Below are 17,317 nucleotides of genomic sequence, written 5' to 3'. Positions count from 1 at the left end.
CAAGTGACAATTAGTATTCATTTGATTTCTGTACCCTCTGATGAAGTCGTTACTTCTAGGGTTGTGTACTTACCTAAAACAGGTGGTGAATTTGGGCGGGCAACTTCTTGTGACATCTCTTTACCCGACCAAAGTAAACGTATATCAAGGGTACACGGCAGTATTCGCCTGACTGATAGCGGTTACTGTGTAAAGAGCACAGGCCAAAATAGCGCAGTGCTTAACGATAAAACGATGGCAAAGGGAAAAGAATACCCGCTCAATGACGGTGATATTCTCAAGGTCGAAAACTACACCATGTTGGTATCAACATTGATCACATCAGAACAGGCATCTGCTGAGGAAAAAGACGACGATTTGTTTTCTGAACCTTTTTCACTCCAACTTGAGAATGACGAAATCGACTTTTTGGAGGAAGATAAAGCTCCCGTGGAAAGTAAAAAAAGCAACCATTTCTCCCAAGACAACATTCTAAGTGATGACCCGTTTGCTGCGGATCCATTTGAAGATTTAGATGCGGATACAATTGCGAAACACGTTGAAGTGGATGATATCAACGCAAATGCAAAAGTGGTCCAAGATCCGGAAGATTCGGAGTTTCTACCTGTGCAATCAAAAGCGGATACCCCGATTGAGTCATCTCTGGAAAAACTGCTTTCGATGACAGAGAAAAACCAAAAGTACTTGAGAAACCCAACGTTACATCACGAAGCATTGTTTGATGCCCTTGAGAAAACCGTTGATCAGTTTCTTAACGAGTTCGCACCCTCTCAGCTAGAGAGACAGTTTAGCGACTATATTTCCGGTGGCATGTTCAGTAGTAAAGAAAAGAAATACTGGAGAATCTACCGTAAGCACTTTCAGCACCGACAAGAAAATGGAGATTTCCGACGCCAGTTTAAAGCTCTCTTTATGGAAAACATGCAAAAGCAAAGAGAGGAAAATTGATGGCTAAGTGGTGTTTTGTTTTGGCTCTGTTTCTGGTGGGTTGTTCATCCGATCCAGCGCCTGTTGTTACACAATACTCATTAGCAATTAAGTCAGACAAATCGGCCAACCCTTCGGAGTCTAACGATTCCAACCCTGTGGTTGTACGCCTTTACCAGCTGACTGATGCACAAATGTTTAAACAGCAGCCTTTTATCGACCTGTACAGCAATGACGTACAGTTACTTAGCGCTAACTTGATTTCCAAGCAAATTTTGCCTGTGGTCATTCCTGGGAGCGAGGAGAAAATAACTTTAGATATCAATAACCAAACACAATACGTCGGTGTTTTGGTGGAGTTTATTGACTATCAACAAAGTGAGCCAAAGTCGGTGTCAATGTTACCTAAAAATTCAGACGAGTATTTGCAACTTAGCATTTCAGGTGACAAAGCCAAGCTCGAAGTTATTACGCCAGATTCTCCCTGGTGGAAATTATTTTAATCATAAAATAGGGAAAGTACGTGGACGCATTCAAAAAAGTAGTATGGCAAGAAGGTATGTTCATTGCCCCACAACATTTTCAGCAGCAGGATCGATATGTCCAAAATTACGTTCGTCAAAATATCGAGACCTTGGCAGGATTTGCTCCCTTTTATGGTGTGACTGAATTAACCATCAATCACGATCTACTTAAAATTGGTAAACTCTCGGTAGCTTCATCAGCGGGTGTCTTCCCTGATGGAACTCAATTTGAGCTGAAAGAAGAGGTCGCCAGAGATATTCCTCAAGGAACAATAGAAACCATTGCTTATCTCGCCCTACCAATATCTTTGCAAGGCAACAATGACTATGGCAGTGATGAGTCAGAGCAGAGTCGCTATGTCACACAGTCCATCAGTGTTTTCGACACATCAACGTCAGAAAATGCAAGTGTCGAAATAGATGTTGCCCAGCTGAACATTTCTATCAAGCTTGAGGGTGAAGATACTTCCGGTTTTACCTTGATTCCTATTTCTAAAATTCTGGAAAGCAGCGAATCAGGAGATGTGGTACTGGATCGAGCATTTATTCCTGCCTGTCTTCACTACGGCGCTTCGACATTATTGGTTGAGCGCATGAAAGAGATCCACGCTCTTTCTTCCAACAGAGCAACAAATCTGCTCAAGCGAATCCAAGCTGGACAGGGACAGAAGAGCCCTCAGTCTATGATGCAAGATTACCTTTGGTTGCAGACTTTAAATACATGGCTGCCGTGGTTTGATCTCACCATCAATAACCCTAAGTTCCAGACGCATGATTTGTACCTCGAACTGCGAAAGTTTGAAGCCCAGGTAATGGCTCTGACGCCGGCAATCCCTGAGCCATGTAGCAATCTTCAGTATCACAGGCTGTATGATAGCTTTAATCCTCTGTTCTCTAGTTTGCGTAATATGCTTACTCTGGTCCAACAGGACTCTGTTATCGAGTTCAATTGGGACTCCTCTTTGTTCGAACGTCGTCGCTTGTTACGTACACTGATTAAGGATACGGCAAGCGTCTCTAATCGCCGATTCGTGCTTGCCGTTAAGTCAAATATAAGTAGTGCTGAACTTAATGAGCTGTTCCCCGTTTCTGCCAAGCTGGGTAACAACGCGCGCATTGTTGAGCTAGTGAGAAACAGTTTATCAGGTATAGCGCTCTCCCCGCTGCCTGTTGCGCCAAGTGAATTAAAGCCGATGCAAGGGGTTTCTTACTTCGAAGTGGATACCTCCGATAGGATGTGGCTTGAGATGCTTGAAAACCGTGATGCTATTGCAATGCATGTAGATACACGCATTAGTGAATTAGAAGTCATGTTGTACGCGTTGAGATAATGCCTATGGACTACTTAGACGAAGAAACACTGGTTTGGGACACAAACAAGTCTGACTTTACCGACAAGAACAACGATGAAAACACATCTCGCTGGGTGTCGGTTAATGCCAGTAAAAACCATCATGAGTTTCTGAATTACTTTGATAAAGCAGAAAACCAGTTAATTAATATCAGCAGTGAGTTACTGTCAACGACATTAAAAGTATCAACGCTGCCAGAACCAGAAGATGTCACAACACTTCGCCACCAGCTTGTAAGTAATATCAATGAAATCAAAGCCAAAGGTGCAGAGTTAACTTACCCTGTAGCGGTTATTGATAAACTCTGCTTCCTATATGCCGTTGTTTTAGATGAGCTAATTATCTACAGCGAATGGGGAGAAAAACGCGGCTGGGAAAATAAAACCCTGCTCAGCGAATTATTCGGTATGAGAAATGGCGGTGAATTGTTTTTCACCGTTGCGGAAAAAGCAACGAGACAGCCTCATAAATTGATCGATCTGCTTGAAGTCATATACATATTCCTCAACATCGGCTTCAAAGGTCAATATAGGGAATCAGGCAGTGAACAGTTAAAGAGCTTCATTCATCAGCTAGAGCAAGTCATCAGCCAATACCGCCAAAGCAACAGCATTCACTGCCGGACTCGAGTAAAGCAGCCTAAAGCACGTAAGCCAACACGCAGAAAACGCTATCTGCTAACGACACTATTTTTCAGTACTTTGATTGCGCTGAGTATAGGCTTAACTCACTTCTGGTATGAAAAAACAATGCCACAGCGCGCACGAGACTTTAACTTCTTACCGGACTTTAGCGAACGTTACGTCTTATCAGGTGAAGTTAACGATATCGTCTTCATCAGCAACGATGATGATTTGGTAAATACTCCGCAACGAGCTAGCAAAGTAGAGATGGTCGATGCAACTCCACCGCCTTCAATGCTGACCAGCAAGTCAGAATGGTTGGTACAATTGGCAACGTTCTCGTCACAAAAAAATGCAGACGCATTTATAAGCACACTGTCCCCATCCGCTTACACGCCTATCGTAGAACAGTTTCACTCCTTTTATCGGGTCATTGTTCGCAGCGAATCCTCTCAACAAGCCAGAGAGATTAAAGCTTGGTATTTAGAAAAAGACGCAATCAAAGCCATCATTGTGCAAAACAAAAAAACAATAAAAGAAACTAAGAAAACTTCAGAGGCTCCTTAGGAATGGCAGAATCAACTTCATCTAAATCTACAAACAACAGACGAAGCAGCATACTTTGGACTCTTCTGTTTGTGGTCATTACCTTTGCTGTTGGAGGTGTTCTGACCTGGAAGTATGCTTACCCAACACACACTTTAGTTGGTGTACTATCGACACTACTGGTCGCCATCCTTTTAGGCTCGCTATGTTATTGGTTACTTTCTCGTCGAAAGAACAAGCCACAAACATCTAATCAAGAAAAAGCGCTAATCAACAAGCGCTGTAAACTACTTGCACAACACTTTAAGTTGATGCTTTACGTGCAAAAGAGAAAGAAACGCCTCAGTAGCCGTTACGATCAACCAACTTATATTCTACTCAGCGACGATCCTCGTAAAGATAAGAGCATCATTACTCAAATGGGTTATGAAGCTTACAAAGTGGATGATTTTGGCAACGATATCGAGTTCCCTATTTTATTTTGGCTAAGTGAACACTCAATACTTATTTCGGTGAGCTTGGGAGAGGACCAAAACCCTGCTTACATCAAAACGCTCTGCCAGAGTTTAAACAAATGGCGTCCGCGTCAGGCAATTAATGGCTTGTTATTGACGACAGATGTGAAAGAGCTACTCAATTCCACGGAGACCCTAACGCAAAAAGCAGATCAGATAAAATCTGAGATTCAGGGGTTCAACCGAGCATTTGGCCTTAATCTACCAGTTTACAACGTCATTACTCAGATGGGGCAAATTAACGATTTTTGTCAGTTCTTCTCTGCTTTTGATGAAACAAAACGGAACGAGGTATTTGGTGCTACATCTCCGATTCAAAAGCATGGCGGAATTGATGGGGACTGGTTCAATGAAGAGTATGACAGCCTCATTAGCCAGTTAATCGCTAATATGAGTACCGCTCTAGCATCGCAACTAAATCAAGATTACCGCAATGCAATCTGTGCAGCCCCATACCAATTCGGTTTACTAAAACAAAGTCTGTGGCAGTTCCTTCATCGCTTATATCGCGGCGATCAGCTACAAGATGGGCTTAACTTCCGAGGCTTTTATTTCACACATAGTGGCACGAACCAAGCGCAACACGATGTTTTAGCTAACGTCGTAAACCAGTCTCTTGGACACGAGCAATTTCAGCAGCATCAACAAATCCCAGTGCAGCAAACCTTATTTGCTCAGCACCTGATGACTCACGCTGTACTTAACGAGCACGATCTTGTTGGAGTCAATCGTCGCAAAGAAAACTTACTGCTGACTATGCAAACAGCCTATACCCTATTCTGGCTAGGATTGTTTGCAAGTGTACTACTTGTCATAAAATTGGACTTCGACTATCAAAGCCAACGTGAAGCGCGTGCCGATAGCATGCTCGAACGCTACAAGGAGTCTATCGCAGCGCAGCCTTATGACATTGAAAACATGTCAGATAACATTCCAAATCTGTATTCTCTAAACCGGATTTATTCTCTGTATCTTGAGCCTAAGCCTTGGTACACGCTGTCAATCATGCCGAGCTCAAGTATCATGAAAGATGTTCAGGCAGCCTATTTCAGTGAACTACAGCGCGTATTGATCCCTTCTATGGAAAATACGTTAGAGAAAGATCTGTTTGTTTACGTCAACCTGGAAGACCAAGCAAAAACTTTGTCTTTGCTCAACAACTATCGCTTGCTGTTCAATCCTGAACGAACCAACATTACTGAACTCAAGAATTACTTTGTCACTACGCTAGAGGAGCAAGGCGAAGCAGACAGCGTCAATGTTGCACAACTTAGGGTCTTGCTTGATGACGTTTTTGCGCAGGATTTAGTTCCTATCAAGCCTAATTTTGATTTAGAAAGCCTAGCCAAAAAGGTCATTAACCAAACTGGTATAGAGACTCTTTTGTATGAGCATATCCTGAACTCGCCAACCTATTCGAAGCGCATTGATGTTCGTCAGGAGCTTGGGACCAACTTTAATCAGTTGCTGTCTTTCTCTCCAGACTACGTGGGTTACTTGGTTCCTTACCTATTTACACCATCAGGCTTCAACGAGTTGGACTTATCCGTCGACTCTCCAGTACTTAAAGACGCTCTGAAAGCGTACGAGGGAGTTGCTGGCACTTCACCAAGTGCGCTAGAAATGTATCGTATCAGCCGAGATCTCAAGCAAATGTATCAGGGCGATTACATTAATTACTGGCGAGACTTTGCTACTCATATCCAAGTTAAAAGCATTTCAAATGCTGATGAGCTAAAACAGACGCTTGCTGTACTAACAACCGCATCTAACAACCCTTTGGCTCAGCTGTATACGACTATCAGCAAATACACGTCTGTTGAGTTAATTCAGCCAGAAGCTAAGAAGGAAGGTGAACAACCACCCGAGCAGGATATCGATAAGAAAGAGTCTGCACGACAAATCTATATCGCGTTCAGCCAATACCACAAACAGGTTACCGCAGATGACCAAGGTAATAAGCCAATTGATGCGTTACTAGGGCAATTTACAGAAGCAGAAACCTGGCTAGGCAAATTCTACGAGGCGGAAGATCCGCAAAAAGTGGCCTATCAAGCACTGACAGCTGAAATAAAAACCAGTAACCCGATTTCACTTTTGGCACAGCAAGAGGCCTCTCAGCCTAGCATTTCAAAACAGATACTAGCTCAGATTACTAAGCAAACTAACGATCTTGTTATGAGCTTGGCACATGCCTATCTGAACAGCACATGGAAAACAGAGGTTTATCAGCCTTACGAAACAACCATTGCTGCTTACTATCCGTTTAACAAGACTGCAAGCCTAGATGCAAGCACGGCTGACGTTGCAGCCTTCTTTAAAGTTAACGGAATCTTAGACCAGTTCTACCAAACAAAACTGAAGAGTTTCTCCACCGAAGAACGCTCTCCATACTTGTATGGTTTGTTACCGAATACAGGGTTAGCGTTAGATCCAGCAGTGTGGCAAATGATAGACAAAGCTCGTGATATTCGAAATGCCCTATTCTTGGCGGATCCGCAAAATATGTCATTGCAATTCCAACTTAAAGCCAAAGAGATGAGTTCAGATGTCACCGAGTTTATTATCCGAGGTGAAAAGCCATTGTTTACTTATCAACACGGCCCGCGCCTATGGAGTAAACAAAGTTGGAACGCAACAGCAATTGAGCAAGATGCATTAGGCTTCCAGATAAAAGCACAAGCCAGCTCTATTGCTAACGAGAAATTCGAAGGTAACTGGGCTTGGTTTAAGCTGATTGAACCAAGAGTTGCATCTACGACCTCTCAGCAAACTGAAGTAGCCATTAAGTATGGAGAAAGTCAGGTTGAGTTGAGTATCAAGACGCAGGGACAAAACAATCCATTTGTGCCGAATTTCTTCTCTGCCTTCTCATTACCATCGAGTATCTAAATGTGAAGATAAACCGCGAAGCAGCTAGCAAAATAGAAACATGCTTTAGAGTACTGAAGGTTACTCAGTACTCGCTGCTTCGCAACGGTACTTATCTCGCGACTCACCCACATTTTGGACCCACGATTGTAAAGTTTGCTCATAGTGTAGCTGCAAAACAGCAACTCAAAACAGAAGCTGAATTCCTGCATCATCATTCCTCTCCTTACTGGCCCAAGTATCTGGACTATGGATCCGATATGGGGATGGATTGGCTGATGCTGGAGTTTTTTGAATCTCTGTCCATCGATTATTCTCAACTAGATCATTCTCTAAAAAAAGAAATTACCAGTAACGCTGAGCAGGCCCTCATTGCCTTACACGGCACTGGATACATTCATGGCGATATCAAGCCTTCCAACCTGATAGTAACGCCATGCTACCGAACCATATTGATCGATATGGGAAGCATACTCCCCATAGGGTCCAGTTACGAACAACAAACAAGCCCTTCTCTCTCTCCTCTGTTTTCTGCTCTAAACCCGAACCTACGCACTGGTGAAATTTCCCCTCAGAATGATTTCTTTTCACTCGCTATTTCGCTGCAAACTATGTGGGAACATCACCCTTTTTCAGAACAGTCGTTGATCAAGTTTATAAAGACAGAAAAGCTCCCAATATTAGGGAGCCTTTCAAGTTGTTATCAAATACTAGTAGCACAGCAAGTTAAACGTGCTAGGCAACTTGCTCTCGCGTCAGATACTGGGTGATATCAACTTTATCGTTCTGGCTTTCGGGCAAAAACTTATTGGCATATTCTAGATAAGCCCCACTTTGTAAAAACAATAAGAACAGCTCCATATCGACATGCTTATCCAACGCCATTTTATGGAGGATATCTACCGCGACACTCACTGGTTTGGCTTTTTTATACGGCCTGTCTGCTGCAGTAAGCGCTTCAAAAATATCCGCTATGACCAAAATTCGTTCTGGTACCGATAAGTCTTCCGCCTTTAATTTACGTGGATAACCCGTACCTTTTAAGGTTTCATGGTGCGTTGAAGCATAACGTGGTACTCGACTAAGTTCGGGCGGAAACGGTAAAGCTTCCAACATTTTGATGCCACTAATCATATGTTCATTAATTTTGAATCTGTCCTCTGCCGTTAATGTACCTCTTGATATAGATAAGTTATACAATTCCCCTAGATTGTACTGGTATTTCGGCACATCCATTTTGATGCCAAACTTAGGATCAAACTCCAACGGTCTAATTCGGTGCTGTATATGTTCTGGTTTGTCATCAAGTAACTTCTCTGTTGCCGGCAAAGTGCGTTGAGTGGCTGGCTTATTCAATTCTTCAAAAGGCGATAAACCCAATCGATCATCAAAATTTCGCTGCCATGTAATTTGGCTTATGGAATTAATTCGCTCAACCTGCTCTTTCCCCATAAACTCACCGCCGACATTCGATGTCGCGACAAACTCGAAATCCTCTTGTAGCTGGGCTTTCTTTGCACGCAATATCTGTAAGGCTTGCTCTTTGTCTACGTCTTCCGCTAACTGAGATTGTAGAAATTCGATTTCAGCATCTCTCCACAGTACTTCAAATCGCATTCTTACTTCATGAATACGGTTATAGTTAGCTTCGAGCTTAGTGCCTTTATCAACGATATGTTCAGGTGTGGTTATCTTACCGCAGTCGTGTAGCCAAGCTGCGATACGGAACTCCCTACGTTCCTGATTGTTGGCAAACGAAAAATCTTTCAGTGAGCCTGAGTCACATTTCTCAGCCGCTTCCGCAAGCAACATTCCAAGCTCAGGAACGCGATTACAGTGACCAGCCGTATAAGGAGATTTGTCATCGATGGCTTGAGCAATCAACTTAATAAATGACTCAACAAACACCTCTTGTTGCTTTTCATGTCGTTTTATTTCTCGTGCCATATCATGAATGGAATGTGATAACGCCCAGACTTCCTTAATATTGGAATTCACTATCTGTACATCATCAAACTTGCGACATTTAATTTTCTTCGTTTCTTCCTGAAGCTGGCGAATAGGTTTTACAATCGGATTACCAAATACCCAAGCTACAGGTAGCAACAAGCATAAGACTACCACCGTGCCACCAATCGAGGTATACAACCTGTCATATACCTGCGCCATCACCACATCTTCCGGCACGATAACAGCAAGGAACTCTTCGTTGTCTTGAGCATTTTTTCCTAATGCCTCTACATAAAAGAATTTGCTGCTACCGTTCACCTCACGTTTGTGGATTGTCCCTGTGCCCGCCAAAGAGTCTAATCCTTCATAAGGCACTCGATGCTCTTTGACTTGGCTAAACCACGCATCACTCAACGTTGTCAGCTCATCGGGTGTGATGCTGTCAATGGCACGAGTTAATAGTGACTCGAGCGCATGATGCTTTTCACTTAGTGTCAGGTAAAAAGGTGCAGATGCCTGAATCGGCAGGAATTGGAATTTAACATTGTTGTTTTGACCTAAATGTTCCAAAGTCCTCCTCGTGTCGCGTAAAAGCTGGATATCACCTTTCAGTAACGCCTGATACGCATCTTCGCCGTCACTGAATACTGTCGGGCTAACTTCTCCCATAACAGAACTAGCGTTAAAGCGATGCCCATCAATAACTCCAACCTTACTTGAGTACCAATCAGGTGCTGTCTCCCCCAAAAAAGCCATGGCTAAAGGTTCTTTAAACAGAAGTATCCGAGCGTGCTCAGCATCCACATCCATTTCTGGAAGCGAATGTGCAATATCCAGCTGGCTTTGTTTTAACTTACGAATTAGCTCATCACTCGAAAACCCATTAATAAACTCAAAATGGAGCCCCGTTTTCTTTGCCAATAAATTCAGTAACGCGATAGAGTAACCCTGCGGTTCACCGGCACGGGCGTAGTCATATGGCCTCCAGTTCAGTTGATTCGATACCAACAAAGATGGCGCCCTATCCACTAGTGCTTGTTCACTCGGGCTTAAAGTTAGCGGCTTGGTCACAGACTGAATCTCATCCGCTCCCTGTTGATTGGAAGCAATGATTTCACCAGTGCGATGAAAAACAAACGATTCTATGCCTGCGTCGGTTGGCAAGCCCATTGCGGCAGCGGTGATTCTTGAACTGATCGAAGACAGAACTATATCAATACCCAATACCGCTTCCCGTGTCTTCAGAGAATAAGTCTGCCCAGTAATTTTCAAGTGCTTAAAGAGATATGGTTCTGTCTTGTACACATCATCTGCTGAAGCAGCTTGGTACCAAGGACGCTGTGTGGGGAAATAATTACTTTGTTTGGTACGAACACCAGTTTGTTCAAAATCGGAGGTGTAATAAATCGTCTGGCGTATTCGATTATGTTCCGGACCATTAATTTTGATCACCACCCAACGGTCATCCGCACGGGCTTCAATGCGCTGCCGAACAATTGGCGAAGACTCTAGGTTGATAATCTGGTAGAAGTCCTCTTGGCCATTACCAAAATAAATACTGTAAAACAATGGATTATCTTTCAATACTTGAATCAGTATGGTACGGATTTCTTCTTCACTGAAATCATGATCGATCGTTCTTGAAATACTGCTCAGAATCCGCGCACTGCTTTTCGCGTTCAGATCGACCTCTTGGATATACTCACTGACGTCGGTTGTCGCCTTGGTCAGTTTGCTTACTACGTGCTCTTCAGACATCTGACGAGTAAAAATATACTGCAGGCTAATTGCGAACATCGATGTAACGATCGTTGCAATAATGAACATCGTTCCCACTGTAAAGCGTATCGAGTATGTGTGCTTATGCTTCTTCAATTCGTCCAACTACACGCCCTCCATGGCCATAACTTCTAGACTTTGAGATGAACTAAAGTACCAATTAAATAGTGTAGTAATTGCATAGAAAGCAGAGACATATCTGGAAGGAAAATTTCGATTATTCGCAGCGCGTCAACAATTTAGCTGCAGAACAATGCCGATTAGGGTAATTGTTCAGGTCAAAAATTTTACCGTGAACTTTATGAACAAAATCCTCACAATGCTCAATATTGTTTTTATCAACGTATTAACGACAATTATTTAACACACCATTAACCTTAAACGCATCTATTGACGAGTTTCCCTCCCTTGTTAATGGAAAACTGATAACGATAAGTGCAATCTCAATGAAGATGCACCTGAACATAAGGAACGTGAATCATGTTTAAGGTACTCAAGCCAACACTGGCAGCTTCAATCATCGCTGCGTCTTTTTCTTTCAACACTTTTGCAGCCGATCTTGAAAAAATACACTTCTTAATCCCTGGCGGTGCTGGTGGTGGCTGGGATATGACGGCTCGTGGAACGGGTGATGTCCTCGTTAAGTCAGATATCGTCGACAACGTCTCATTCCAAAACCTATCCGGCGGTGGCGGCGGTAAAGCCATTGCTCACCTGATCGAAACCGCTCAGCGCCAAGAAGATACGCTGATGGTGAACTCTACTCCAATCGTCGTGCGCTCACTGACAGGCATTTTCCCTCAGTCATTCCGTGACCTGACACCGGTCGCAGCCACCATTGCAGACTATGGCGCAATCGTGACTTCTGTCGATTCCAAGTACAACACTTGGGAAGACGTAGTTAAAGACTTTGAATCTAACCCTCGCAAAGTCAAAATTGCTGGCGGCTCAGCTCGTGGCAGTATGGACCACCTAGTTGTAGCGGCAGCGTTCAAGGGTGAAGGTTTCGATGCACGTAAAGTGCGCTACATCGCTTACGATGCAGGCGGTAAAGCCATGGCTGCTCTACTCTCTGGCGAAACACAACTGCTTTCCACCGGCCTAGGTGAAGTACTTGAGATGTCAAAATCTGGACAAGTTAAGATCCTAGCGGTCACAGCACCTAAACGCCTAGATGCAGCACCGGAAATTCCAACTCTAACGGAATACGGAAACGAAACTGTCTTTGCTAACTGGCGTGGATTCTTCGCCGCTCCAGGTACCAGCCAAGAAAAGCTGGATGAGTGGAACACCGCGCTGCAGAAAATGTATAACACCGACGAGTGGCAGGTCGTTCGAGATCGCAATGGCTGGATCGATAACTATAAGGCAGATAAAGATTTTTACGCTTTCCTTGAAGATCAAGAAAAGCAAATGGGCGACCTAATGCGCGAGCTGGGTTTCCTTAAGTAATCCTGTCGAGGGCAAACTTGCACTTGCCCTCTTTCCTTTTTGCCGTACCTGAGATAACGACACAATCTCCTCTGTTTAGAAATAAACAGCTAAGCCTCTTTGACTAGCAGCAAATGGCTTATTGGTTAGTGATACATGCTCATTAATCCCTCTTGTACGGCTTTTTTCTTCCCTCAATGTAAATGCAAATGGAGTTGGATATGTCGGACTTGCCAACGAATTCTTTCAACAAAGGTCAGTTTTTCTCAAAAGAGAATTTGCTTTGTCGCGATCGCGTCGGTGCCATGATCTTTCTTATCGTATGCCTTTGTTACGGCTATCAAACATCACAAATTCCTCTTTTTCCCGGTGACGAATATGAACCCTTCACGGCTCGCACCTTACCCACACTTCTGACCTTTATCGGTATCGGTCTTTCTCTGATACTGCTTGTGACAGGCCAAGCGGATAAGCAAAGTGGCGCGGTAATGGATTTTAACTGGAAACTGCTGATCGCTTTTTTAGCGTTGATGGCATTTTATGGTTTAGGGCTGACTTACATTGGATTTGTGCTCGCAACGGGACTATTCCTGCTCGCAGGTTTCTACCTACTGGGTGAACGACGGAAAAAGGTCCTGTTCGGAGCCTCTTTCCCTTTTGTCATCGCATTTTATCTGCTGCTCACTCAGGGACTGGATATTTACCTGGAACCGGGCGTCATCTTCACCATGTGGTCGTAAACAGTAAGGAATAACAAATGTTAGATGGAATCTTACAAGGTCTTTCGACCGCAGTTATGCCGATGAACATCATGATGGTGATCGTCGGATGTTTCGTTGGTACCTTCATCGGTATGCTTCCAGGCCTTGGCCCTATTTCAGCTATCGCTCTGATGATCCCCATTACGTATGGATTAGATCCTTCATCAGGCCTAATCTTAATGGCAGGTGTGTATTACGGTGCGGTATTTGGTGGCTCAACCTCCTCAATTCTAATCAACGCTCCGGGCTGTTCTTCTACCGTTGTGACCGCTTTTGATGGCTACCCAATGGCGCAGAAAGGTCAAGCTGGTAAAGCACTAGCATTAGCTGCCTACTCGTCATTCACGGGTGGTACCCTATCCGCGATTATGCTGCTCGTAGCAGCTCCTGCTCTGGCAAGTGTGTCACTTAGCTTCCAGTCTTCTGACTACTTCGCACTGATGCTATTGGGCCTATCAGCCGTTGCTGCCTTCGCTGGTAAAGGTCAGGTAATCAAAGCTTGGATGATGACCATTCTAGGCCTGATGCTGTCCACGGTAGGTATCGACAAAGGCGTGGGTGTTGAGCGCTTCACATTTGGACTGACAGACTTAATGGATGGATTCAGCTTCCTGCTGTTAGCGATGGCGACTTTTGCATTAGGGGAGACCTTAATGGGCATCCTTAAGCCAGAAAAAGACACTCGCAACGAAGAACAAAGCAAAATGAGTGACATTGGCAGCATGAAAGTTACCAAAGAGGAAGTCAAAGAGGTCGCGCCTGTTTCGATCCGTTCTTCCATTTTGGGTTTCTTTACTGGCGTGTTGCCAGGCGCTGGTGCAACTATCGCAGCCTTCCTGAGCTATGGTATGGAACGTAACCTAGCACCTAAAGATAAAAAAGAAGAATTTGGTAAAGGCAGCATCCGCGGGTTAGTTGCTCCAGAGTCAGCAAACAACGCGGCATCAAGTGGCTCTTTTGTACCACTTTTAACTTTGGGTATTCCGGGTTCAGGCACAACAGCAATCATGTTAGGCGCACTAATTGCTTATGGCATCCAACCAGGCCCACGTCTGTTTGTCGAACACCCTGACGTCTTCTGGTCAGTCATCATCTCGATGTACTTCGGCAACATTGTTTTGGTTATCCTCAACTTGCCACTGATTCCTTACATTTCCAAACTGTTAGCAGTTCCTAGGACAGTGCTGTTACCGATGATTCTGTTCTTCTCTATCACTGGTGTTTACCTAGTGTCATTCAACACTATGGATGTCTTCATCATGTTGTTGATTGCGATGGGTGCCATTGCGTTGAGGCTGGCTAATTTCCCTCTCGCACCATTACTGCTTGGTTTTATCCTTGGCGGATTGATGGAAGAGAACTTGCGTCGGGCGTTAATGATCACTGATGGAGAACTCAGCTTCCTATGGGAAAGACCTATCACAATGACCTTTACCGTGTTAGCCGTATTGGTGTTGTTTAGCCCTATTATCGTTAAGCTGTTTCAAAAACTAAAACCTAGTCCCGTTAAAGCGGAACAATAAACACCCATTTCAAGGAGGCGATTTAGCCTCCTTTGTTACCTCTATTTGCCAACAATATCAGTTAGAGTTTATACTCTAATTTTTACAAATAGAGTTCATTGTATGTCGCTGCGTCCTATTGCCTTGTTAGTTGGCTGTCTTAGTTCATTCCCATTTGCAGCCCATTCCGCGGCCATCAGTTTTAGTGAAGCTTGGCAGCTATTGCAAAACGAAAACAATTCGTTGGCTGCGCAAAGAGCGAATGTTGACCGATATCAACACTTGGAAAATGCGACTGATAACCTGAACCTGCCATCTGTGACGATTGGGGCAAACTACACGCGCTTGGATACCGATGTCACCCTGTCAGGCAATCAGTTGATTGAAAGTACCAATGGTACTTTACCCAGCGTCGGCAGTATCTCTCTTCCTCCTTCATTACTCTCAGGGCTCGGTCAACTGTTTACCGATCTAGGTAATACGACCTCGACGATTACCGAGCGGGATATTTTTATATCTTCTATCAGAGCTATTTGGCCTATTTTTACTGGCGGTCGAATCACCGCAGCACAATCAGCAGCAGAAGGGAAATCAGAGGAAGCGCAAAGCCAACTCGCGATGGAGACTCAGGCGCGATACGAAGACTTAAGCAAATACTATTTTAGTGTCTTGCTAGCAAAAGAAGTGGTCGAGACGCGTCAACTGGTAGAAAGCGGCTTAAAAACGCACAGAGACAACGCACTTAAATTAGAGCAGCAGGGACAAATCGCTCGAGTTGAACGTCTCCAAGCGGAATCCGCACTCGATCAAGCGACCATTGAGCGCAAGAAGGCACAAAAGAATCTTGATATCGCACAGACAGCGCTCACTCAGATACTCAGCCAATCTTCGACGGTTGAGCCACGCGATCATCTATTTATCAACGACACTCTTCCCCCAATGGACGCATTCATTAACCAAACTCTAATCACCTACCCGGGGTTGTCGTTGCTTGATGCAAAAGAGAAGCAGGCCCGAAGTCTGATCAAAGCAGAAAAAGGCAAATATTACCCTGAGGTCTACCTGTATGGTGATTACAGCTTGCATGAAGATGACTCACTCGCCAGTCAGATGAAACCAGACTGGCTCGTTGGAGTTGGCGTCAGTATTCCGCTCATTGAATCAACAGGTCGCTCGGATCAAGTTAAAGCGGCTCATAGTGCGGTGTCTCAAGTGCAATACCTCAAAGCACAAGCCAAGCAAGATTTAACAGTGCTTGTTCAAAAAACCTATTTAGAGGCGCAGCAAGCTCAGGAAGAAGTGCTCGGACTTAACTCCAGCATTGAGCTAGCTAAAGAGAACATCAAACTGCGAGAGAAGGCCTTTTCTCAAGGCCTTTCTACTTCGACGGACGTCGTTGACGCTCAGCTTTACTTAGCCAGTGTCCAGACACAGAAATCAGCCGCCAGCTTTAACTACTTAATATCGCTATCAAAGCTTCTCGCTTTATCGAGCGAAATGAACACATTTCAGCAATATCAGCAAACCTCTATCAACACTTCAAACCTTTAGGATACCGAGATGAAAAAAGCCAAACCGATTGTACTGACTGCTGCCGCTTTAGCCATATCATCTTGGATTGGGTATAGCTTCTATCAAGCCTATCAACCAAAGCCAGTGCGTCTGCAGGGGCAAATTGAATCGCAACAATACAGCATTTCTTCCAAGGTACCGGGCCGTATCGATCAGGTGCTGGTTCGCAAAGGTGACAAAGTAGAAAAAGGCGAGTTGATTTTCACTCTTCATAGCCCAGAAATAGAGGCTAAACTGGAGCAGGCTATTGCAGGACAGAAGGCCGCTGGCGCGCTCGCACAGGAAGCAGAAAAAGGCGCAAGAATACAACAAATCCAAGCGGCAAAAGACCAATGGCAGAAAGCTAAAGCCGCCTCTCAATTAATGGAGAAAACCTACCTTCGGGTTAACAACCTCTACAAAGATGGCGTTGTCGCTGAACAAAAGCGCGATGAAGCCAAAACCCAATGGGACGCGGCAAAATACACAGAAAGTGCCGCTTATCAAATGTACCAGATGGCTCATGAAGGCGCCCGCGACGAGACCAAGGTTGCTGCTGCAGAGAAAGCTCGCATGGCAGCAGGCGCGGTTGCCGAAGTTGAGGCTTATGCAAAAGACACACAAATCGAAAGCTGGTTTGACGGCGAAGTGTCACAAGTGCTGCTGCAAAGCGGTGAGCTTGCCCCTCAAGGTTTTCCTGTGGTGACCGTCATTGATACAGATGATTCTTGGGCGGTACTAAATGTCCGCGAGGATCAACTTAGTCATTTCGCCAAAGGCCAAAGATTCAGTGCTTATTTGCCTGCCCTTGGTCATTCACTTGAATTTGAGGTCACTCATATCGCAGTCATGGGTGATTTTGCCACTTGGCGTTCAACCGATGCGTCACAAGGCTTCGACTTACGCACCTTCGAGGTCGAAGCCCGCCCATTGGCTCACAAAGATACCCTTCGCATGGGTATGAGCTTAGTTGTTGAGTTGTAAA

General features: G+C 44.4%; 12 protein-coding genes. 11 read left to right on the top strand and 1 reads right to left on the bottom strand.

From position 1 onward, the window contains the following. The first annotated feature begins 3 nt into the window (after positions 1–3). From VIC_RS20075 to VIC_RS26410, 6 genes are read left to right on the top strand one after another with little or no spacing between them, the layout of a single operon-like run. Positions 4–948, top strand: a complete 945-nt coding sequence (locus VIC_RS20075) for an FHA domain-containing protein (RefSeq protein WP_039952361.1) — start codon at positions 4–6, stop codon at positions 946–948. Further along, complete coding sequence (tssJ, locus tag VIC_RS20070; RefSeq protein WP_006962078.1) at positions 948–1,430, top strand: type VI secretion system lipoprotein TssJ; 483 nt, start codon at positions 948–950, stop codon at positions 1,428–1,430. The genes VIC_RS20075 and tssJ overlap by 1 nt, the downstream gene beginning before the upstream one ends. Before the next feature lie 20 nt (positions 1,431–1,450). Further along, on the top strand, positions 1,451–2,782 hold the full coding sequence (gene tssK / locus VIC_RS20065; RefSeq protein WP_006962077.1) for a type VI secretion system baseplate subunit TssK: 1,332 nt from the start codon (positions 1,451–1,453) through the stop codon (positions 2,780–2,782). Positions 2,783–2,787: 5 nt separating this feature from the next. Continuing rightward, positions 2,788–3,993 carry a type IVB secretion system protein IcmH/DotU gene (gene icmH / locus VIC_RS20060; protein WP_006962076.1) on the top strand — a complete coding sequence of 402 codons (1,206 nt, stop codon included), beginning with the start codon at positions 2,788–2,790 and terminating at the stop codon, positions 3,991–3,993. Between the two features lie 2 nt (positions 3,994–3,995). After that, entirely contained in the window at positions 3,996–7,379 is a 3,384-nt protein-coding gene (gene tssM / locus VIC_RS20055) for a type VI secretion system membrane subunit TssM (protein WP_039952359.1), read from the top strand. Between the two features lie 2 nt (positions 7,380–7,381). Further along, positions 7,382–8,128 (top strand): protein kinase domain-containing protein, encoded by a 747-nt coding sequence (locus tag VIC_RS26410; RefSeq protein ID WP_006962074.1) that lies wholly within the window; start codon positions 7,382–7,384, stop codon positions 8,126–8,128. Here VIC_RS26410 and VIC_RS20040 read toward each other — a convergent pair. Next, a complete protein-coding gene (locus tag VIC_RS20040) occupies positions 8,094–11,135 on the bottom strand; it encodes an HD domain-containing phosphohydrolase (RefSeq protein WP_006962073.1) in 3,042 nt (1,013 codons plus the stop codon). The two genes, VIC_RS26410 and VIC_RS20040, sit on opposite strands and share 35 nt — an antisense overlap. Before the next feature lie 432 nt (positions 11,136–11,567). Between VIC_RS20040 and VIC_RS20035 the strand changes: the two genes are divergently transcribed. The 5 genes from VIC_RS20035 to VIC_RS20015 all read left to right on the top strand — a co-directional run bounded on the left by VIC_RS20035 (position 11,568) and on the right by VIC_RS20015 (position 17,316). Next, positions 11,568–12,539 carry a tripartite tricarboxylate transporter substrate binding protein gene (locus VIC_RS20035; protein ID WP_006962072.1) on the top strand — a complete coding sequence of 324 codons (972 nt, stop codon included), beginning with the start codon at positions 11,568–11,570 and terminating at the stop codon, positions 12,537–12,539. A 200-nt stretch (positions 12,540–12,739) separates the two neighbouring features. Next, complete coding sequence (locus VIC_RS20030; protein WP_006962071.1) at positions 12,740–13,258, top strand: tripartite tricarboxylate transporter TctB family protein; 519 nt, start codon at positions 12,740–12,742, stop codon at positions 13,256–13,258. Between the two features lie 17 nt (positions 13,259–13,275). Next, positions 13,276–14,802 (top strand): tripartite tricarboxylate transporter permease, encoded by a 1,527-nt coding sequence (locus VIC_RS20025; protein WP_039952354.1) that lies wholly within the window; start codon positions 13,276–13,278, stop codon positions 14,800–14,802. 102 nt (positions 14,803–14,904) lie between these two features. After that, positions 14,905–16,332, top strand: a complete 1,428-nt coding sequence (locus VIC_RS20020) for a TolC family protein (protein WP_006962070.1) — start codon at positions 14,905–14,907, stop codon at positions 16,330–16,332. 9 nt (positions 16,333–16,341) lie between these two features. After that, a complete protein-coding gene (locus VIC_RS20015; RefSeq protein ID WP_006962069.1) occupies positions 16,342–17,316 on the top strand; it encodes an HlyD family secretion protein in 975 nt (324 codons plus the stop codon). Position 17,317 lies beyond the last annotated feature (1 nt).

The organism is Vibrio coralliilyticus ATCC BAA-450, from assembly GCF_000176135.1.
Lineage (GTDB): Bacteria > Pseudomonadota > Gammaproteobacteria > Enterobacterales > Vibrionaceae > Vibrio > Vibrio coralliilyticus.
Note: the sequence above shows the minus strand (reverse complement) of the source record. Positions and strands in the feature narration are given on the sequence as shown.

Excerpts from the sequence above, each read along its gene's own strand:
- tssJ (WP_006962078.1), top strand. The coding sequence starts at position 948 with ATGGCTAAGTGGTGTTTTGTTTTGGCTCTGTTTCTGGTGGGTTGTTCA.
- icmH (WP_006962076.1), top strand. The coding sequence starts at position 2,788 with ATGGACTACTTAGACGAAGAAACACTGGTTTGGGACACAAACAAGTCT.
- tssM (WP_039952359.1), top strand. The coding sequence starts at position 3,996 with ATGGCAGAATCAACTTCATCTAAATCTACAAACAACAGACGAAGCAGC.
- VIC_RS20040 (WP_006962073.1), bottom strand. The coding sequence starts at position 11,135 with ATGTTCATTATTGCAACGATCGTTACATCGATGTTCGCAATTAGCCTG.
- VIC_RS20035 (WP_006962072.1), top strand. The coding sequence starts at position 11,568 with ATGTTTAAGGTACTCAAGCCAACACTGGCAGCTTCAATCATCGCTGCG.
- VIC_RS20030 (WP_006962071.1), top strand. The coding sequence starts at position 12,740 with ATGTCGGACTTGCCAACGAATTCTTTCAACAAAGGTCAGTTTTTCTCA.
- VIC_RS20025 (WP_039952354.1), top strand. The coding sequence starts at position 13,276 with ATGTTAGATGGAATCTTACAAGGTCTTTCGACCGCAGTTATGCCGATG.
- VIC_RS20020 (WP_006962070.1), top strand. The coding sequence starts at position 14,905 with ATGTCGCTGCGTCCTATTGCCTTGTTAGTTGGCTGTCTTAGTTCATTC.
- VIC_RS20015 (WP_006962069.1), top strand. The coding sequence starts at position 16,342 with ATGAAAAAAGCCAAACCGATTGTACTGACTGCTGCCGCTTTAGCCATA.